The following is a 19,281-nucleotide window of genomic DNA, read 5'->3' on the forward strand; positions in this document are numbered from 1 at the left end:
CATGGCAACCGTATCGCTCAAGAACCTCACCAAAAGCTACGGCCCGGTGGCGGTGGTGCACGGCATCGATCTCGAGGTCGCCGACCGCGAGTTCATCGCGCTGGTTGGGCCGTCCGGCTGCGGCAAGTCGACAACCCTGCGCATGATCGCCGGCCTCGAGGCGATCAGCGACGGGATCATCGAGATCGGCGGCCGCATGGTCAACGACCTGCCGCCGCGCTCGCGCAACATCTCGATGGTGTTCCAGTCATACGCGCTCTATCCGCATATGACGGTGCGCGAAAACCTCGGCTTCTCGCTGAAGATAGCCGGCGCCGCGAAGGAAGAAATGGACCGTCGCGTCGCCGAAGCGTCCGGCATTCTCGGCCTCGACCAGTTGCTCGACCGCCGGCCGTCGCAGCTGTCCGGCGGACAGCGCCAGCGCGTCGCCATGGGCCGCGCCATCGTGCGCGATCCCGACGTCTTCCTGTTCGACGAGCCGCTTTCCAATCTCGACGCCAAGCTTCGGACGCAGATGCGCACCGAGATCAAGAAGCTGCACGCCAAGGTCAAGTCGACAGTGATCTACGTCACCCATGACCAGGTCGAAGCGATGACATTGGCGGACCGTATCGTCATCATGCGCGACGGGTTCATCGAGCAGGTCGGCACACCCGACGAGGTCTTCCGCCGGCCGCAGACACGCTTCGTGGCCGGCTTCATCGGCTCGCCGCCGATGAATTTGCACGAGGCGGTTGTCGACGACGGACAGCTGCTGTTCGCCAGCGGCGAGAGGCTGCCTTTGCCCAGCCAGTTCAAGGCCAATATCGAGGCCGGCGACAAAGTCGTGTTCGGCCTCAGGCCCGACGACATCTATCCGACCGGGCATGGCATCAGCTCCGGCGAAGACGTCGACGTCCACCAGGTGGAGTTGCCGGTGACCGTCACCGAGCCGCTCGGCAACGAGACGCTGGTGTTCGCCGAATTCAACGGCAGCGACTGGGTATCGCGGATGCTCAATCCAAAGCCGCTGAAAGCCGGCGACCGGGTCAAGATGAGCCTGGACCTGTCGCAGGCCCATCTGTTTTCCGCCGAAACAGGCAGGACATTGCGAGGTTAAAATCATGGCAAAGATCGAGAAAATCGAACTGCGGATGGTCGACCTGGTGCCGAAGGTCAAGCGCACCGATGCCATCCAGAGTTTTGTCAGCCAGGAAACACCGATCGTCACCATCACCGACGCCGACGGCGCGGTCGGCACTGGCTACAGCTATACGATCGGCACCGGCGGCTCCTCGGTGATGCGGCTGCTGGCCGACCACCTTGCGCCGCGGCTGATCGGCCGCGACGCCGACATGATCGAGGCGATCTGGCACGAGCTGGAGTTCGCCACCCATGCCACGACGATCGGCGCGATTACGGCAATCGCGCTGGCGGCCATCGACACTGCGCTTTGGGACCTGCGGGCCAAGAAACAGAGGCTGCCGCTGTGGAAGCTGGCCGGCGGCGCCAAGGACCGCTGCCCGCTCTACACGACCGAAGGCGGTTGGCTGCATATCGAAACCGAGGCGCTGGTCGCGGATGCGCTGGCCGCCAAGGGCAAGGGCTTTCGCGGCTCGAAGGTCAAGATCGGCAAGCCGCACGGCTCCGAGGATCTTGCCCGGCTGACGGCGGTGCGCCGGGCGGTTGGAGACTCCTACGAGATCATGACCGACTGCAACCAGGGCTTCTCGGTCGACGAGGCAGTCCGCCGGGCCGAGCGCTTGCGTGAACTCGATCTCGCCTGGATCGAGGAACCGTTGCCGGCCGACGACATAGACGGCCATATCCGCCTGTCGAATGCGACGTCGACGCCGATCGCCGTCGGCGAGTCGCTCTACTCGATCCGGCATTTCCGCGAATATATGCAGAAGGGCGCGTGCTCGATCGTGCAGGTCGATGTCGGCCGCATCGGCGGCATCACGCCGTGGCTGAAGGTGGCGCATGCAGCCGAGGCGTTCGACATACCGGTCTGCCCGCATTTCCTGATGGAACTGCATGTCAGCCTGACATGCGCCGTTCAGAACGGCAGATATGTCGAGTATATTCCCCAGCTCGACGAGCTGACCGGCAAGAAAATGCGAATCGAGGACGGGCACGCGCTGGCGCCGGACGAGCCCGGCATCGGCATCGACTGGGACTGGGATGCGATCAAGTCGAAGAGCATCGCGGAATTCACCATGGCGATAGTGAAGTAGGAGGCGGACATGCAGCGAATGGGAATGGTGCTCGGCCTCAAGCCGGAGAAAGTCGCCGAGTATGTGCGGCTTCACGCTGCCGTCTGGCCGGACGTCCTCAAGATGATTTCCGCCTGCAACATCAAGAATTATTCGATTTATCTGAGGGAGCCGGAGCACCTTTTGTTCAGCACCTTCGAGTACCACGGCACCGACTATGCCGCCGACATGGCCAAGATGGCCGCCGATCCCACGACGCAGGAATGGTGGGCGCTCTGCATGCCATGCCAGGAGCCGCTGCCGACCCGCAAGGAGGGCGAGTGGTGGGCGTCGATGGACGAAGTCTTCCATTATGACTGATGACATTTTCGATCCTGCCTCGCTCTCCCAGGCCTGGGCACAGCCGTCAAAGCCCAAGCCGATCGTGATTTTCGGCGCCGGCTCGATCGTCGGCGATGCGCATTTCCCGGCCTATGGGAAAGCCGGTTTCCCGGTTGCCGGGCTTTTCGACCCCGACCTGGCCAAGGCGGAAGGACTGGCGCAGAAATGGGGCGTCACCGCTTACCGGTCGGTCGAGGAAGCTGCGTCAATCAAGGACGCCGTCTTCGATCTGGCGACGCCGCCGGCCTATCATGCCGGGGTGCTCAGGGCGCTGCCCGATGGTGCGGTGGCGCTGATCCAGAAGCCGATGGGCAGCAGTCTCATCGAGGCGACCGACATCCTCGAAATCTGCCGCTCCAAAGACCTGAAGGCGGCGGTGAATTTCCAGCTCCGCTTCGCGCCGATGATGCTGGCGCTCAGGGATGCGATCGCCAAGGGCTGGCTCGGCGACGTGGTCGATTTCGACGCATGGCTGGCGCTGGCGACACCCTGGCAGCTCTGGGAATTCCTGTTGCAGGCGCCGCGCGTCGAGATCACCATGCATTCCATCCATTATCTCGACCTGATCCGGCAATTGCTCGGCGACCCCAAGGGGGTTCACGCCAAGACACTCGGCCATCCCGGCCATAAGGTTGCGCAAACGCGCACCAGCGCGATCCTCGACTATGGCGACACCGTGCGCTGTGCACTGTCGATCAACCACGATCACAAATTCGGTCGAAAACACCAGGCCTGCGAATTCCGCATCTGCGGCACCGAAGGCGCCGCTTACCTCAAACTAGGCGTCAACCTCGACTATCCGCGCGGCGAGCCGGACATTCTCGAAATCTACCCCAAAGGCGGCACGGACTGGATTGCGGTTCCACTCGTCGGCGCATGGTTTCCGGACGCCTTTGCCGGCCGCATGGCCAATGTCCAGCGCTACGCATCGGGCGAGGACGCCGAGCTTGTCAGTTCCGTCGAGGACGGCTGGAACACCATGGCGCTGGTCGAAGCCGCCTACCGATCGAGCGCGGCGCCGGCAACACCGATAGCGGCGAGGCCCTGACATGGAGCAGACTGTCTATTTCGAGGACTACCGGATCGGCTCGTCGCGCGTGACCAGCGGGCGCACGATCACCGAGACCGATTTCGTCGTCCATGCCGGCCATACCGGTGATTTCTTTCCCCACCACATGGACGCCGAGTTCATGAAGACGACGCCGTTCGGGCAGCGCATCGCCCACGGCACGCTGGTGTTTTCGGTCGGCGTCGGGCTGACGGCCAGCGTCGTCAACCCGGTTGCCTTCTCCTATGGCTACGACAGGCTGCGCTTCATCAAGCCGGTGTTCATCGGCGATACGATCAGGACCCGCACCACCATCTCGGCCAAGGAAGACGACCCGAAGCGACCCGATTCAGGCCGGGTCGTCGAGCGCTGCGAGGTGATCAACCAGCATGGCGACGTGGTGCTGGCCGCCGATCACATCTACATCGTCGAGCGTCGCGACAAGCCGAGTTGAGCCTCGACGGATGGCGCTGAAACCTAAAGACAAAAAAACCGCCTTGCGGCGGGTCCTCAGTGCGAATCAGCACCATACCCAAATTAGTAGCATAGCTGCCGGCACAAAGCAAGAACAAAATGTGGCAAACCGGATAAATCGCGACAGGTTGCGCTGCCCTTATGGCCCTGCGAACCCCGACTTGCAGGACTTGGGTTCCTCGGAGCAGGCGGATAGAGGTGGTGCCGACATCGGGAATTGGTCATATCCGGTTGACCGGATATACCGGCTTGCCGCCGCGCAGGACCGATGCGACATCGGCAAACACCTTGTTGCGAACCTCCGCGTAAGACTGGGTCGAGTAGTGCGCCGCGTGTGGACTGACCAGGACGGTGTCCAGCGCCAGCAGCGGATTGTCGGGCGAAGGCGGCTCCCGCTCGAACGTGTCGATGCCGGCGCCTGCCAGATGGCCGCGCCGGATCGCGTCCGCCAATGCGACCTCGTCGACAAGGCCGCCGCGGGCCACGTTGATGAGTATCGCCCCTTCCTTCATCCGCGACAGGGCTTCCGCCGACATGATGTTTCTGGTCTCCGGTGTCGCTGGAACGTGCAGCGAGACGATGTCGGCCCTGGCCAGCAGCTCGTCGAAGCCGACCGGTTCGGCACCACCGGCCGCGATGCGCTCGGCCGGCATATGCGGGTCGTAGGCGATGATGTGGTAGCCGAAGACCCGCGCCCGCTCGGCAGTCAGCCGCCCGATCTGGCCGAAGCCGATCAGGCCGAGGATCTGCCTGTCGGGCCGCGTGATGCCGGCGCCGTCGGTCATTGCAGCCCAGCGGCCGGCGCGCACCGCGCTGTCGAACTGTTTCAGCCTGCGCGTCAAGGCCAGGATCAGGGCCATGGCGTGGGTGCTGACTTCAACCAGATTGGCGTCCGGCACGTAGGTTACCTGAACACCGGCACGGCTGGCGGCCTCGACGTCGATCGAATCGAGCCCTACGCCGAACCGCCCGATGACCTTGAGCCTCTTCAGTTCCGCCAAAACGCGAGCCGTGATCGGCTCCCGCAATACCATCAATGCGTCGGCGTCGCGGCAGTGTTCGATCAGGGCATCTTCCGTGAGCAGCGTCTTTTCGACAAATTCGACGTTCAAGCCGTCGAGGTAGCGCAGCTGCTCCTCCTCGACTGACAGCACACCGTCGGTCTTGATGATCTTCATGGCAAACTCTTGCTATGAGGCGCTGCGCGCCGAGGCGACGCCGGCGGCAAGGCCGGCCCCGAGAAACATCGTGTCGCTGGCCAGCATGTAGAAGCTGATGCCGTGCCGCGACCATTTGCCGACATCATCCGCCGAAGGGCGAAAGATGCCGACGGCCTTGCGGGCCGTGCGCGCCGCGGCCGCGATCCTCATAATCGCTGCATTGAGCTTGTCCTGGCCGGCCGGCCCCATGGCGTCGATCGAGACCGACAGGTCGCCGGGGCCAATGAAGACCACGTCGACGCCGTCGACCTGGACGATGTCGTCGATGTTGGCGAGCCCTTCGGCCGTCTCGACCTGGATGGCGACCGTCAGGACCTCGTTGGCCGATTTGAGGTAGTCCGGAATCCTGTAGCCATAACCGGCGGCGCGGCCCGGGCCGACACCGCGGGCGCCGACCGGCGGGTACCGGCAGGCCATGACCGCCATGCGCGCTTGCTCGGCCGTGGAGACGCGGGGCACCAGGACACCCGACGCGCCGGCGTCGAGCGCGGCCGCCATCCACTCCGGCGTGTGGCCGGGGACGCGCACCATCGCGGGAATCCTGTGGACATCGGCGGCGCGGATCAGATCCTCGAGCCGTTCGCGGCCGATCTGCGAATGCTCCCAGTCGATGCACAGGAAATCGACCCCGCTGGCGGCGGCCACTTCGACCGCCACAGGGTGCGGGATGGCGCAGAAGGTACCGATGAGGCGATCGAGAGAGACACATTTCTTGCGAAAGTCGTACATGAAATCTCCAGAAATTTTCGGCGTCGGCAAAACCTGTGTGCGCTATGTGGCCCGCGCCAAAGGATGCACGGCTTCCGTCGACATCGGGAAATGCCGGCTGCCGCCTGAAAACGGCGGGAAGGTCTTGTAGTCGGCGCGCATCTCCAGCCGCGCCGGCGATTGCAGCGCGTGCGTCAATGCCGCGGGACTGTCGAACATGACCCGGTTGCGCTGCATATGGTCGATCCGCGGCCAGGGAAGCGAACCGCACCAATCCAGTCGCGACAGAACCTCGATCTGGCGAATGCCGGGGAAGCCCCGCATCAATTGCGGATGATGCGTCACATAGTGGTAGAGCCAGGCATTCATGTCTTCGGCCGGCCCGGGATAGTGGACAAGATAGCTGCAGGGGAGCCCGGACGTCTTGACGCCAGCGTTGTCGACGGGAAACGGACGCACGCACATTGCCTGTTGCGTCGGTCTCGAACCGGCGATGCTCGACAGCATACCCGGTGCGGCAAGCGCCTGCAGATGGCCGGACGGCGCCAGCGCCGCCTCCATGTCCGCCAGTTCGTCGAAATAGAGCTGGAAGCCAAAGACCGGCGGTGGACCATCGTTGTTGAACATGTCCGTCGCCACTTCCGGTAGATAGATGTTTGCAAGCGCAAGGCCCGGCGTCGATGCAATCACACGCCGCACGGCGTCAACATCTTCGCCGGCGATGGCCAAATTTGCCTCGCGGTCATCGTGGAAGAAAGCAAGATAGGCAAAGCGCATGTGGACACCTGCTGGATCGAGTTCGACTAGATCAAATTCGGAAGAAAGAGAGCGATCTGCGGAAAGAGGACAATCAGCAGGATCAGCAGAAGCGTCAGCGCGATGTAAGGCGCCGCAGCCATGGCAACCGTCTTGAGCGATGTGCCTTTCGGCGCAACGCCGATCATGATGAACAGCAGCAGACCAAACGGCGGCGTGGTGAAGCCGACCTCGTAGGCGAGCAGCAGGATCAGCCCGAACCATACCGGCTCGTAGCCGAATTGCTGGGCGATCGGCAGGAAGATCGGCAGCGTGATCAGCATCATCGAGACCTGATCCATGAACATGCCGAGCAGCAGGATGACGAGCACCATCATGAGCAGCATGGGATACGGTCCAAGATCGTAGCCCACGATGAACTGGATAAAGCCGTTGGAGGCGCCGGAGAAGGCGAATATCTGCGAGAACGTCGTCGAAGCCGAGATGATCAGGAAGGTCATGCCGGTGACCTTCATCGCATCGTCCAGCGACTTCCAGACAACCGACCAGCTGAACCGTCGGTAGACAAACAACAAGGCGAAGACGGCGGCACAGCCGAGTCCGGCCGATTCCGTCGGCGTCGCTATCCCAAGGATGATCGTGCCGACCACCATGAACACGATGACGCTCATCGGAATGATGTTGACGGCAACCGCCCTCACCTTCTCGGCCGCACGAACGGCGGGCACCGGATAGTGCGGAGCGGCGTCCGGATCGATCTTCGTCTGCGCGAAGATCAGCGCCGCGTACATGACAACGAGCAGCAGTCCGGGCAGAGCCCCCGCTATGAGCAGCGCGCCGACGTCGATCTGGGCAAGCGAGCCGAGCAAGACGGCCAGCGAGGATGGCGGGATGATGACGGCAAGGCTTCCGGCGCCAAGCACCGGCCCGTAGGCCATGTGCGGCTTATAACCCCGCTTCAGCATCTCGGGCACCATCAGCGAGCCCATCATGCCGGTATTGGCAAGGCTGGAACCTGACAGCGCGGAAAAGATCGTGCCGGCGGCGAGGACGACATAGGCAAGGCGTCCCCGCAGATTGCCGATGCACAGGTCGAGCGCGTAGATGACCTTCTCGCCGAGGCCGGAGCGGAAGAACAGGCTGCCCATGACGAGAAACATCGGCAGCGGAGCAAGCGCATAGGTCGAGACAGCGTCGGAGAAGTTGGCGACCATCTGCGTCACGCCGATCGAACCGCCGAAGAACAGGTACAGCCCGATCACATTGGTGACGAAGAATGCGAAGGCGACCGGCAGCCCAAGGCCCATCAAGACAAGGATGGTGCCAACGAGCACAGCGAATGGAAACAGCCAGGCCACTACTCAGAGCCCTTCCATTTCCAGCGGATCGAGCGTGTACAGCGTGTCACGGCCGAGCAGATATCTGAGCCATTCCAGCGCCGAGAGATAGAAGGCGAGCATGATGGGCAGAAAGACCAGCCATTTCGGCATATCGAAACTGCGCGTTTCGTATTCGCCGCCCGCAACGGCACTTGTCAGCGAAGACAGAGCGACGCTGCCGAGGTAGAGGCTGACGGCAATGCAGGCGAGATAGACCAGCTTTTCAAGCACCGCCCGTGCCCGCACCGGCAGCGCCTGGCGCAGGAACTCGACGAAGACATGGCCCTTGCTGTGGACCAGCCAGGGCATCGGCAGGAATGCCGCGTAGAGCAGGCCGTATTCCGTCGCGGACACCGCCCAGGCAAGCGGCCTCAGGCCGAGATTGCGGACGCACACATCAGCAACCACCGCGACGATGATCAGGCCAAGCACCACTTTTGCCGCCGCCGCCAACGCAAGGCTCAGCTTCCCGATCGCTGCAAACAATCCGTCCATTTCCGACGACCCTCATGTCCACCTTGATGAAGGGCGCACCAGCGCCCTCCGCTCGGGCTACTGGAAGAATTTCTTCAACTGATCGATGTTGGTGGGATCGCGTTTGGTCATTCTCGCCCAGCTTGCCTGCGTGGCAGCCGCCAGGAATTTGTCGCGGCCGGCGCCGGTCAAGCTGATCACCTTCTGCCCGCCGCCGATCATTGCCTGTGCCTGCTTTTCGGACTCGGCGAGATTGGCGTCATAGCTCACGCGCTCGTATTCGACGGCCGCGTCGGCAAGCAGCTTCTGCGCCTCGGGTGACAGCGTGTCCCATTTCGCCTTGTTGATCGAGATCAGCACGTCGGTTTTGAAGAACTGCGGGTCGACACGGTATTTTGTGAATTTGTCCCAGCCGAAGGACGCATAGCCAAATACGGTATAGGCGTTGGCATTGACGACGCCGCGCTCGAGCGAAGTGTAGACGTCTCCCGGCGCTTGCACGATCACCGTTGCGCCCAAGGATTCAAGGAAATCGCGGTAGAGCGGCGACGAGCGGATCTTCAAACTGCTCCACTCGATGCTGCCTTCATCGTTGAGCTTAGGTTCGTCGACGGTGAAGACGTTGAAGCCCGAGCCCGCGTCGACATGCGCCAGCAGATGGGCATTGGCCTTCTTCTCGAAAATCCCGCTGATGAAATCCCAGCCGCCATTGTCGCGGACCTCCCACGGCGTCTTCGTCGATGCGGAGAAAACCTCGCCTTCGGGCACGAGTTCGAGGAACTGCCCTGCCGGTGTGTCGATCACGTCGATCAGGCCGCTCCTGAGCGCCGCGCCCTGCTGGATCGGCGGAATGACCTCCGGCCCGCCACGCACGTTGATCTGGACCACGCCCTTGCCCTTTTCGTTCACCTTCTGAACGAACTTCAGGAAGCTCTGGGCGTAGCCGTTCTGCGTCGGCGTAAAATGCACGGCGTTGAGGACGACCTCTTCGGCCGTGGCGATACCCGCTACACCCGACATGAGTGCAGCCAGAACAAGGGATTTCCAAATGCGCATTGCCGTACTCCCTCTGATAGTTCGCCCATGATCCGGCCCATGATCGGGCCGATCTGAAATTGCAATCGCCGCGCCGCCACGTGAACGGCGGTTAGTTGGCATCATCTCCTACTGTCAGGAACCGCCCATGCGCGTAGAAGACCGGCGATCGATGAGCGCGGTCCAGCGCAACGCCCGAGACGATGCCGATGACGATCATGTGCGATGCCCGCACGATGATTTCGGCCACCCGGCATTCGAATATTGCCCGTGCCCCGACAAGCAAGGGCGCGCCGGTTTCGCCACGCACCCATGATCCGGACGAGAACCGCGCGGCGCCCTTGGCTTTGGTCATGCCGCCAAAGGCACGGACAGCGTTCTCCTGGTCGCCGGCGGGAAGATTGACCGAAAACGGCAATCCTTCGCGGATGGCCGAGGCAAAGGTGCTGCCGCGGTTGACGCAGGCCAGCAGCGACGGCGGCTCGGCGCTGAACGAACAGAGGGCCGTCGCCGTGATGCCGCAAAAGCCGATCTCGTCATGCTCCGACGCGAGGATGGCGACGGAGCCCGCCACGGCCCGCATCGCCTGCTTGAAGGCGCGCGGATTGATGGCGTCGTGCCCATCCACCCACGGCGTCGGAATGGCGGCCGCCGGCATCAATTTACTCGAAGCCCGGCCTGGCGCATCAGCGGCAGCACGCGGTCGCAGAAGAAGGGCAATTCGTAGGTGTAGTTGACGAATGTGAGGGCGGCGCCGGAATAGCCCTGGTCCATGATCTCAGTGAGATCGTCGACGATCTTTTCCGGCGTGCCGATGAGCGGGAACGTTCCGGCACCACCGGCGAACCTTTGCCGATATTCGGTGAAAGCCTTCGCGTCGTGCGAGTTCGCGAATTCCTTCTTCTTGCGCATGTGCTCGTCGACCGCACCCTCGTCCGCGCATTCCAGCGCGTAATGCCGGTAGTAGTCCTCGGCTTCCTGCTGGGTCTCCCGGCAGACGACGTGACAGACCGTATAGACGCCGACTTCGCGCCCGACTTCGGCCGCTCGGTTGGTGATGTCGACCACATGCGCACGGCCGTCGGCGATTTCGGAAAAAGTCGAAAACAAATAGTCGCAGTGGCGCGCTGCATAGTTGCGCCCTGGCGCGCCGAAGGCGGCGTTCATGGTCACCGGTCGTGGCGCCTGCAGACTTGGTGGGCGGCTGACGACCCCCTTCAGATCATAGAACTCGCCGCCGAAATCGAACGGCTCCCTCGATTGATAGGCACGCATGATGATGTTGATCCATTCCTCGGCTTGATCGTAGGTTCGATCGCCGACCGTCTGCCCGAACATGGCGAACTCGTCGGGGTTCCAGCCGCAGACAATGTTCAAGCCGGCCCGCCCATTGGAGATGTGGTCGACCGTCGCCAGCGCTTTTGCAGCCTGCAGCGGATGAACCAGCGGCACATGCACCGTCATGAACAGGCCGATGTTCTCGGTGGCGACAGCCAGGCCCGCCGCCCAGGTGAAAGTCTCGAACGACCATTCCCGTACATGCGTCAGACCGCCGAAGCCGCGCCAGCGGGCGATCGGCAGCAGAAACTCGAGGCCGGCGCGATCGGCGATACAGGCGGAGTTGAGGTTGTCTTCCCAGCGGGCGCGCCAGCGCTCGGGGACGGTGGTCATTGCCAGGCCGCCATCGGCGTTCATTGAAAAGACGCCGAGCTTGAACCTGTTCGGCCCTTTCAGAGGGTGCTGCTTCCTGATCATGATTTCCCCCGCCGCGACATGCCCTCACCTTCACCGTTGGCGTTTTGAAACGGTGGGCTAAGCTTCATGAAACGCTCCTCGGCGTTCTGAATGAAGTGGGTCATGCGGTCGTAAGCGGCGACGGCGTCGCGCTTGACGAATGCCTCATAGATTGCGCGCATGCCGGCAACGATAACGGCCTGCGTCGGCTGGTGCGACAGCGTCCTTAAGCGGACGACGAGCACATGGTCGGCGAACCTTGCAATCGTTTGGGAAAGGCGCTCGTTCTCGACGGCGCCGAGCCAACAATTTCTGAATGCCGAATTGGCCTGGAAAAAGCGGTCGGCATCGCCGGCGGCGGCCGCAGCCTCGGCCTCCCGAAGCGCGGCTGCCAGGGTCTTGAGGCCAGCGGCGTCAAGTGTCCGTGCCGCGTGCGCGGCGGCCCGTGGCTCAAGCAGGCGGCGGACCTCGAAGATGTCGGCGACATCCGTCGCGGTAAGCGTGGGCAGGGTGAAGCCGCGTGTGGTGCCGACGAGATAGCCCTCATGCACCAACTGCATCAAGGCGTCGCGAACAGGCATTCTGGAAATACCGAGCTGGGCGGCAATATCGACGTCGACGAGCTTCTGGCCAGGCGCCAATTCGCCATGCTGTATCGTCAACCGGATTTGTTGATAGACCTGGGCACGCAGATTGCCATCGCCAACCCGTTTGAGCTCTATCGTTTCCGTCATCCACGCCTTCCCATGCGAAGATTTCGTATATCGTTTGAGGCTGTGTTCTCGCAGTCGTGCCGTTTGAAATGCAGCCACGTGTCGGCAGAAATCGACCTATCAGCCATGTTCCCGGCTCAAGTGGAGCATAGGCTGGATCACCTGGCAAGATGTTTTAAGTTTATAATGTATACTGTTTGAGTTCGCTGTCCGGAGGGCAATGGATCGCGCCATCCGTGCTGCCGCGCCGCGCGACGGCGGGGACAGCTAACGATCCGCGCGGTTCGGTAAAAAACGTACAGACGTTTTTCCGTGACACATCGAAGTTGACGGATTTAACTAAAATTACTTGCGATCTGCGCGCGCCGGCACGCCCACCCCGATCCCCTCGCCGGTACGCATTACTGGATCGCCCGCCGCATCAAAAGGTGCGGCGGGCTTTTCGTTTCGTTTGGCGGGGAGGCGCTTATGCGAGACTTGCCCAGGAATATCGACGCCGACGTCGTGATCGAAATCAGCAAGCTGCTCGACGACCGAGCGAAGTCCGTGCCGGTGCCGGTGCACAAGCTGGCGGCGATGATCCGGCTGGGCGTCGAGACCCGTCTGACCGATCACTCCATCGAGGAGCTGATCGTGGAAATGGCCGCGACGCGCGGGCTTCCGATGCTGTTCGATTTGCCGGTGGCAAATGTCGACAATGTCGTGCCGTTTGCCTTGGCGCGCCGTCCCCGCTAACACTTCGCTCGAACCTCACCGATCGTCGCGTCGCCGCCCGACGTCACTTGTCCTGATGCGCGGGCCGAGTGTCGCCTTTCTTTTCGGGGTCGTGGGTATGGTGGCTGTCGCGTTCGCCGCCGCCGCCGGAGACCTTGCTGTGGCTGCGACGGTCGGAGTCGGCCGGCGGCTTTTCGATGCTCAGCGGCTTCTTGGCGTTTTCGTGCGCGGCGCCGGGACCGCCCTGGCGGATACTGGCAGGAGTCTTCTTCGACGTGGACATGACCTAGCGATCCTGAACGTTGCCTTGATGGGTGGTGTTGACCTTCGTATTGCCTTGCTGGCCCTGCTTGTCGGGATCCGGAACGGCTGATTGCGGTCCCTGGTCGGCTGCTACCGATTTTTTGTCACCGGCGCCCTTTGGGCTCAGATTCTTCGGCGGCACAGGCGGAGGTTTTGTGCTCATGGCGTTTCTCCTTCCGCCACCCAAACAAGCGGCTCGGGAGAAAGGTTCCCAAGGGTCCGACACTAACGGTGATTGCCGCAACGATCCGGGTCCACAGGCCGTGGCTTGGGGCCGGCGGGATCCAGGATTATTTCTTGATGATGTTTCCGTTGTTCAGATCGAAGGCCTGGGCACCGAACGCCTGCCTGAAGAAATCCTCCTGCAGATCGCCCCATTCGCCGAGATAGGCGCCGCAATTGCTGCAATGGATCGGCGTCGAATCCTTCGGATTGTCGGGAATCTCCATCAGGATCGTCCCGCACGCCTTGCAATCGAGCTTGTCATCCAAACGGCGGCCCATTGGCACATGATCGCGCGTTTTCAGCCGTGCGCCAATTGTCGTTTTCATACCAAGTCGCGAAAGGCACGTTTCCCAACCAGCGATGGGATCGAAAGCTAGCGTTCCGCCGGATTTCCGAAGGCGGGATCTCGCCGCCTCGAATACGTCCCCACCCGCGGCAGCTCGTCTGGAAAGTCGACCCAGGGAAGCCTCATGTCCCAATATGCGTGGGCCCGCGGCGGAAACCGTTCGGGATGATCGAGGAAGCCGATCGCCAGATAGAGTTCGTCGGGCAGGCCCTGGTCGACATAGCCGATCGATGTTCCGCAATCCGCACAGAAGGACCGGAGCACGCCGGGGGTTTTCGAAAAGGTCTTGGGCGTGCCGGTGAGCAATGTGAATTCGGAAGGCCGATAACCGACCCACACCGTCAGAGGGCTTCCTATCGCCTTGCGGCAGTCGTCATCGTGATCGGAGCAAATCCAGAAAGGCTCGCCGCGCATCTCCGCCGTTATGGCGCCGCAAAAACAGGAACCCGTTTCAGTTCGTGGCATTGCCTTGCTGCTGGATTTCATTGCTGGCCCTACGTCATTGCTGGCCTGGCATTTCGGTATTTTCCTTTGGGTTCTTCTTGATGCCGGCGGCAGGCGAGGTATCGGCCGGAGCATTGCCACCCTGGTTCTGTTCAGGGGCTCTTTTGAGCGGCGAAGTTCGCCAGCCCATATCGCCGTACAAAAAGCCAATCAGAAAGCCGACGATGATGATGGCCGAAATCACCATCGCAATTAACGCGTTACGTCGCTCCATTTCGCGCGGCTCCTTTCTTCGAGCCGAACAAACGATGGCGGAAATGGTTCCGGCGAGACGGACCGGCGTGACGGTACGGACCCAGCCCGGAACATTCAGCCTCACCGCGGGTTCGAATGAGTGCTCTTCTACAGGGAGTGGCTTGCATGAGACCCGCCGTAACCGATCGCATCGAAACCAAGAAATACGACCACCCGACAGGCGGCTGGGGATCGCTCAAATCCCTGGTCCGCAAGGCGCGAGGCGAAGGCCTGCTGTTGTCCGGGATATGGAGCACGCTGCTCAAGCAGAACAAGGCCGACGGCTATATGTGCGTGTCTTGCTCATGGGCAAAGCCAGCCCAGCCGAGGCCTTTCGAATTCTGTGAAAACGGCGCCAAGGCGACGATGTGGGATCAGACCAAGCTGCGCTGCGAACCCGCATTCTTCGCCGAGCACTCGGTGACGGAATTGCTCGATTGGCCGGACCACGATCTGGAGAAGCAGGGCAGGCTTACCGCGCCCATGCGCTACAATGCCGCCACCGACCGTTACGAGCCGGTTTCCTGGGACGATGCATTCCGCGACATAGCTGCCGAACTGCGGCGGCTCGAACCCAAATCGGTGGTGTTCTACACATCCGGCCGCGCCTCGCTCGAGGCCTCGTTCATGTACCAGCTTTTTGCGCGGATCTATGGGTCTTCGAACCTGCCCGATTCATCTAACATGTGTCATGAATCGACGTCGGTCGGCTTGCCGGAATCGATCGGCTCGCCGGTCGGGACCGTGCAGCTCGAAGACTTTGCGAAATGCGACATGATGTTCTTCTTCGGGCACAACACCGGGGTGACGGCGCCGCGCCTGCTGCATCCGCTGCAAGAGGCACGTCAACGCAACGTGCCCGTCTTCACCTTCAATCCCTTGCCCGAGCGGGGACTGAAACGCTTCAAGAACCCGCAAAACCCTGTCGACATGCTGTCGCCCGGGCCTGGCACCAAAATGTCCAGCGACTTCTTCCAGGTTCGTTCCGGCGGCGACATTGCCGCGATAACGGGCATCGGCAAAGCGTTGCTGGCGCTCGACGATGCCGCCCGCGAAAGCGGCAGGACGCGTGTCCTCGACACGGCATTCATCGCCGAGCACACGCATGGCTTCGCCGAGTTCGAAGCCTTCCTGCGCAACACCCAGTGGAGCGATATCGTCGCACGATCCGGCATTGCGCAGACCGACCTGGAGCATGTCGCCGAGGTCTACAGCCATGCCAACGCGGTGATCGGCAATTACGGCATGGGCCTGACCCAGCATCGGCACGGCACCGAGAACGTCCAGATGCTGTGCAACCTTTTGATGATGCGCGGCAATATCGGAAAACCCGGCGCCGGCATTTCGCCGCTGCGCGGCCATTCCAACGTCCAGGGGCAGCGCACCGTCGGCATATCGGAAAAACCCGAGCTCGTGCCGCTCGACAAGTTCGCCGAATTCTATGCCTTTGAACCGCCGCGCGAGAAAGGTCGCGATACGGTCGAAACCTGCGAAGGCGTCATCGACGGATCGGTCAAGGGCTTCGTCGGACTGGGCGGCAATTTCGTGCGGGCCGTTCCGGAAACCGGCCTGGTCGAAAAGGCCTGGCGTGGGCTCGACCTGCATGTCGAGATCGCGACCAAACTCAACCGCAGCCACCTGATCGCCGGGCGGACAACCTATTTGCTGCCTTGCCTGTCACGGCTGGAAAGAGATCATCAGGCAAGCGGCGACCAAAGGGTGTCGGTAGAGGATTCCACCGCCTGTATCCACGGCTCGTTCGGATCGCGACCTCCGGCTTCGCCGCATCTGCTTTCCGAGCCCAGGATCGTTGCCGAGCTTGCCAAGGCGACAGTGCCGGGCAGAAGTTCGATCCCATGGGACGAGTGGGTTGGGGATTATTCCCGCATCCGCGACGAAATCGAGCGCTGCTACCCCCAACATTTCCGCGACTTCAACGAGCGTTTCCTGACGCCCGGCGGCTTCCATCGCGACATCAAGGCGAGCAAGCGGGTGTGGGGGACGCCGAACAAGAAGGCCAACTTCAAGCTGCCAAGTGGCCTTGAAACCGATCCCGACATCGATGTCGCCGGCCGTGATGTGCTGACACTGATCACGGTGCGCTCCAACGACCAGTTCAACACGACCGTCTACGGCTACAACGACCGGCTGCGCGGCATCAGCGGCACACGCATGGTGCTGTTGATGAACGAGAAGGATATCCAGCGCCTCGGTTTGAGCGCCGGACAGGAAGTCGATCTCGAAGCCAATGCGCAGGACGGTGTGGAGCGCCGCGTGCACGGGCTGCGCGTTACACCTTACTCGGTGCCGGAGGGAAATTGCGCCGGTTACTACCCCGAGCTCAACCCGCTGGTTCCTTTGTGGCACAGAGCCGAGAAGGCTCATGTTCCGGCGGTCAAATCGGTACCGGTGCGGATATTGCCATAGGCGTTCGTCGTTCGCGGCAGGCACGCACCACGCCGATGTGACCTGGCGCGACTTTCAAATCGCGACCTCAGCCGGCTCGCGCGAGTTCATCCACGGCATTCAGGATCGCACTCTGGCTCGCCGGCTTCTGCACGATCCTGCAAGCGCGGAACCCGGCCGGAATTTCGCGTTCACCAAAGCCTGAGAGGAAGGCGAACGGAACACCACGCGTCCGCAACGCTTCCGCAATCGGATAGCTGGTTTCGTCGTTCAACTGGATATCCAGTAACGCCGCGTCGACGCCGCCTTCGCCAACGAGCCGGAGTGCCGCCGTCACCGACGAAACAGGTCCAACCACCTGATGGCCGGCTTTGCGCAGGTAAGCCGCCGCATCGTCGGCGATCAGCCATTCATCCTCGACGATCAGCACACGCACCTTTCCGGTCACGACGAGCCCTCGCGGGTCAGAGGAAATGCGATTTCCGCCTCCAAACCATTTGAGCGGAAACTTGTTTCAACTTTTCCGCCCAGCCTATAGCCGATTTCTCCGCGCAGAAGGGTAAGGCCGAAGCCGCTGTCGGTTGGCTCCTTGATGCGGGGGCCGCCCTTCTCGCGCCAGACGAGCTTGAAGGTTCCGTCGGCCACCGACCATTTGACAACTATCCGCCCGGCAGGCCTCGACAGTGCGCCATACTTGGCGGCATTCGTCGCCAGTTCGTGGATGGCCATGCCGAAGGAAAGCCCTTGTGCCGGCTTGAGATTTACCCTCTTGCCATCGAGCTCAAACCGTTCGGGGCCGAAGGGATCGAGTTCCTGACGCAGCAGTTCCTCGACGGAGGCTTCCGTCCAGCTCTCGCGCGAGAGCAGACTATAGGCTCGTGACATGGCATGCAGGCGCCCGATCAAGGCTTCGGCGAACTCCTCTTTCGATGCCGAGTTTTCACGGGTCCGGTTGGTGATGCTGGCCACGACCGCCAGCATGTTCTTGACGCGATGGTTCAGCTCGGAGATGAGCACCTGCTGACGCTCTTCCGCCTGCGCCAGCGTCGTCACGTCGATCAGGGTCACGACGACGCCCTGGATGCTGCCGCTCTTGTCCCGGTACGGGTTGATGCGAACCAGGTAGAACCGGCCCTTGTCGTCGCGCGCAAGGTGATGGTTCAGGATCTCTCCCGTCTCGAGCACTGCCTCGATGTGAGGCCTCAGCTCGGGATAGTCGAGCTGGCTTGAAAGGTCGGTCGGCGGCCGTCCGACATCGGATGGGCGCAGATTGAAGAAGGCCGATGCAGCGGGGGTAAAGGTCCGCACCACAAGGTTGCGGTCGAGGAAGATGGTTGCGATCTCTGTGCTTTCGAACAGGTTTCTGAGATCGCTGTTGGCGCGGTCGAGCTCTTCAATCTTGCTGGTCAGCTCCGCGTTGATGATGCTGAGCTCTTCGTTGAGCGACTGCTTCTCCTCCTTCGAGGCCTCAAGCTCCTCATTAGTCGACTGCGCCTCTTCATTGGCGGAGAACGTCTTCGTCTTATAGCTGGAAAAGTCGTGACCGGAATGGCCGCGCAGAGTGGGGTCGATTTCATCGGCGGCCCGATCCATGTCAGCCTTGTGCTCGCCACCCCCCTCGGCCAGCCCGTTCAGCACATTGAAGCCGCGGCCAAACGCCTGAAGCTTTGCGCCGATCTCCTCGGCGGGCGCTGCGATATCGATCAGGCCGCTCGAAATCGCGCTTTGCGGCATGTCCGGGTTGCGCGCGCCGGAACCGTTGGAGGCTTGGGCAATCGTCAGTCCGCCATGTTCCTTGATCGCCCGGGCGCCCAGCGTGCCGTCCGAATCGCCCCCCGACAGGATGATGCCTATGGCGTACTCCCCTTGGTCCTCGGCCAGTGCACGGAAGAAGATGTCGATCGGTTTGCGCTCGCGGTTAAGCGTGTTCGGCCGGCGCAGCGAAAGCGCGCCCTTACGGATGGTGAGGACGACGTTTTGCGGCATCACATAGACTTGGTCGGGTTGGACCGCCATGCCCTCCTCGGCGACGATGACCGGCATGCCGGTGTAACGTGCGATAACGTCATGCAGCAGGCTTTCGCGCTCTGGGCTCAGATTAGTGACGACGACGAACGCCATGCCGGTGCCGCCGGTCAGTCCTTTGAACAGGCCCTCCATCGCGGGAATGCCGCCGGCCGATGCGCCGACGCCGACAATGGGAAATCTTCCGTTCTGGAATACCATGCCACGCCTCGGTAACAGCCGCGGCTGCGAAACCGCCAAATCGGACCTCAGACTAATGCATGTCGCGCAAAAGTGTGCAGCGGTTTTGCGATAACGAGATGAATAAAAACAACAGCCTAAAGCGCGTCGCATGAGGCCGGCAAATCGCGACGTGCTTTAGGACCGGACCGAGCCTCAGGCCAGTAAATAGTCCTCGAACGGAACAA

General features: G+C 62.0%; 23 protein-coding genes. 7 read left to right on the top strand and 16 right to left on the bottom strand.

The features are described from left to right. The first annotated feature begins 1 nt into the window (after position 1). The 5 genes from NKI16_RS12410 to NKI16_RS12430 are packed head-to-tail and all read left to right on the top strand — an operon-like array spanning position 2 to position 4,078. Positions 2-1,099, top strand: a complete 1,098-nt coding sequence (locus NKI16_RS12410; RefSeq protein ID WP_352455292.1) for an ABC transporter ATP-binding protein — start codon at positions 2-4, stop codon at positions 1,097-1,099. Between the two features lie 4 nt (positions 1,100-1,103). Beyond that, on the top strand, positions 1,104-2,216 hold the full coding sequence (locus tag NKI16_RS12415) for a mandelate racemase/muconate lactonizing enzyme family protein (RefSeq protein ID WP_352922838.1): 1,113 nt from the start codon (positions 1,104-1,106) through the stop codon (positions 2,214-2,216). Between the two features lie 9 nt (positions 2,217-2,225). Next, positions 2,226-2,555: an L-rhamnose mutarotase gene (locus NKI16_RS12420; protein ID WP_023676093.1), complete on the top strand. Its 330-nt coding sequence runs from the start codon at positions 2,226-2,228 to the stop codon at positions 2,553-2,555. Further along, positions 2,548-3,624, top strand: a complete 1,077-nt coding sequence (locus NKI16_RS12425; protein ID WP_352575498.1) for a Gfo/Idh/MocA family protein — start codon at positions 2,548-2,550, stop codon at positions 3,622-3,624. Before NKI16_RS12420 ends, NKI16_RS12425 begins: the two co-directional genes overlap by 8 nt. 1 nt (position 3,625) lies before the next feature. After that, positions 3,626-4,078, top strand: a complete 453-nt coding sequence (locus NKI16_RS12430; RefSeq protein WP_352575496.1) for a MaoC/PaaZ C-terminal domain-containing protein — start codon at positions 3,626-3,628, stop codon at positions 4,076-4,078. A gap of 241 nt (positions 4,079-4,319) precedes the next feature. Here NKI16_RS12430 and NKI16_RS12435 read toward each other — a convergent pair whose 3' ends face one another. The 9 genes from NKI16_RS12435 to NKI16_RS12475 all read right to left on the bottom strand — a co-directional run bounded on the left by NKI16_RS12435 (position 4,320) and on the right by NKI16_RS12475 (position 12,138). After that, a complete protein-coding gene (locus NKI16_RS12435; RefSeq protein ID WP_352575494.1) occupies positions 4,320-5,276 on the bottom strand; it encodes a C-terminal binding protein in 957 nt (318 codons plus the stop codon). 12 nt (positions 5,277-5,288) lie between these two features. Further along, the gene (locus NKI16_RS12440; protein WP_023676097.1) at positions 5,289-6,047 is read right to left on the bottom strand and encodes an HpcH/HpaI aldolase family protein; all 759 of its coding nucleotides are present in this window, start codon (positions 6,045-6,047) and stop codon (positions 5,289-5,291) included. A 42-nt stretch (positions 6,048-6,089) separates the two neighbouring features. Then, on the bottom strand, positions 6,090-6,803 hold the full coding sequence (locus NKI16_RS12445) for a hypothetical protein (RefSeq protein ID WP_352922842.1): 714 nt from the start codon (positions 6,801-6,803) through the stop codon (positions 6,090-6,092). 26 nt (positions 6,804-6,829) lie between these two features. After that, complete coding sequence (locus tag NKI16_RS12450; RefSeq protein WP_352575490.1) at positions 6,830-8,140, bottom strand: TRAP transporter large permease; 1,311 nt, start codon at positions 8,138-8,140, stop codon at positions 6,830-6,832. A gap of 3 nt (positions 8,141-8,143) precedes the next feature. Beyond that, positions 8,144-8,656, bottom strand: coding sequence for a TRAP transporter small permease (locus tag NKI16_RS12455; protein WP_352451558.1), 513 nt, complete (start codon positions 8,654-8,656; stop codon positions 8,144-8,146). Positions 8,657-8,713: 57 nt separating this feature from the next. After that, the gene (gene dctP / locus NKI16_RS12460; protein WP_352569265.1) at positions 8,714-9,691 is read right to left on the bottom strand and encodes a TRAP transporter substrate-binding protein DctP; all 978 of its coding nucleotides are present in this window, start codon (positions 9,689-9,691) and stop codon (positions 8,714-8,716) included. 91 nt (positions 9,692-9,782) lie between these two features. Continuing rightward, positions 9,783-10,328, bottom strand: coding sequence for a flavin reductase family protein (locus tag NKI16_RS12465; protein WP_352697960.1), 546 nt, complete (start codon positions 10,326-10,328; stop codon positions 9,783-9,785). Then, positions 10,328-11,422 (bottom strand): LLM class flavin-dependent oxidoreductase, encoded by a 1,095-nt coding sequence (locus NKI16_RS12470; protein WP_352575674.1) that lies wholly within the window; start codon positions 11,420-11,422, stop codon positions 10,328-10,330. The genes NKI16_RS12465 and NKI16_RS12470 overlap by 1 nt, the downstream gene beginning before the upstream one ends. Next, a complete protein-coding gene (locus tag NKI16_RS12475) occupies positions 11,422-12,138 on the bottom strand; it encodes a GntR family transcriptional regulator (RefSeq protein WP_352575483.1) in 717 nt (238 codons plus the stop codon). Before NKI16_RS12475 ends, NKI16_RS12470 begins: the two co-directional genes overlap by 1 nt. Positions 12,139-12,585: 447 nt before the next feature. On the opposite strand from NKI16_RS12475, the gene NKI16_RS12480 reads away from it, so the two are divergent. Continuing rightward, on the top strand, positions 12,586-12,852 hold the full coding sequence (locus NKI16_RS12480) for a hypothetical protein (protein WP_352575481.1): 267 nt from the start codon (positions 12,586-12,588) through the stop codon (positions 12,850-12,852). Positions 12,853-12,895: 43 nt separating this feature from the next. Here the strand turns inward: NKI16_RS12480 and NKI16_RS12485 are convergent, their stop codons facing one another. The 5 genes from NKI16_RS12485 to NKI16_RS12505 form a co-directional block, all read right to left on the bottom strand. Further along, positions 12,896-13,114 carry a hypothetical protein gene (locus NKI16_RS12485; RefSeq protein WP_352575479.1) on the bottom strand — a complete coding sequence of 73 codons (219 nt, stop codon included), beginning with the start codon at positions 13,112-13,114 and terminating at the stop codon, positions 12,896-12,898. Positions 13,115-13,117: 3 nt separating this feature from the next. Then, positions 13,118-13,297 carry a hypothetical protein gene (locus tag NKI16_RS12490; RefSeq protein WP_352575477.1) on the bottom strand — a complete coding sequence of 60 codons (180 nt, stop codon included), beginning with the start codon at positions 13,295-13,297 and terminating at the stop codon, positions 13,118-13,120. A 127-nt stretch (positions 13,298-13,424) separates the two neighbouring features. Then, complete coding sequence (locus tag NKI16_RS12495; protein WP_352451552.1) at positions 13,425-13,685, bottom strand: hypothetical protein; 261 nt, start codon at positions 13,683-13,685, stop codon at positions 13,425-13,427. Positions 13,686-13,732: 47 nt separating this feature from the next. Next, on the bottom strand, positions 13,733-14,170 hold the full coding sequence (locus NKI16_RS12500) for a GFA family protein (protein ID WP_352922846.1): 438 nt from the start codon (positions 14,168-14,170) through the stop codon (positions 13,733-13,735). 34 nt (positions 14,171-14,204) lie between these two features. Next, positions 14,205-14,423: a hypothetical protein gene (locus tag NKI16_RS12505; RefSeq protein ID WP_352472892.1), complete on the bottom strand. Its 219-nt coding sequence runs from the start codon at positions 14,421-14,423 to the stop codon at positions 14,205-14,207. 146 nt (positions 14,424-14,569) lie between these two features. Here NKI16_RS12505 and NKI16_RS12510 point away from each other — a divergent pair, with 146 nt between their 5' ends. Further along, a complete protein-coding gene (locus tag NKI16_RS12510; RefSeq protein WP_352922849.1) occupies positions 14,570-16,870 on the top strand; it encodes an FdhF/YdeP family oxidoreductase in 2,301 nt (766 codons plus the stop codon). Positions 16,871-16,937: 67 nt separating this feature from the next. Here NKI16_RS12510 and NKI16_RS12515 read toward each other — a convergent pair whose 3' ends face one another. Then, a complete protein-coding gene (locus NKI16_RS12515; protein WP_245274673.1) occupies positions 16,938-17,279 on the bottom strand; it encodes a response regulator in 342 nt (113 codons plus the stop codon). A 14-nt stretch (positions 17,280-17,293) separates the two neighbouring features. Then, the gene (locus tag NKI16_RS12520) at positions 17,294-19,075 is read right to left on the bottom strand and encodes a chemotaxis protein CheB (protein ID WP_352922851.1); all 1,782 of its coding nucleotides are present in this window, start codon (positions 19,073-19,075) and stop codon (positions 17,294-17,296) included. Positions 19,076-19,281: the final 206 nt, after the last annotated feature.

The sequence above is a fragment of the Mesorhizobium sp. M0698 genome (genome assembly GCF_040320455.1).
In the GTDB taxonomy this organism is placed as follows: Bacteria; Pseudomonadota; Alphaproteobacteria; order Rhizobiales; family Rhizobiaceae; genus Mesorhizobium.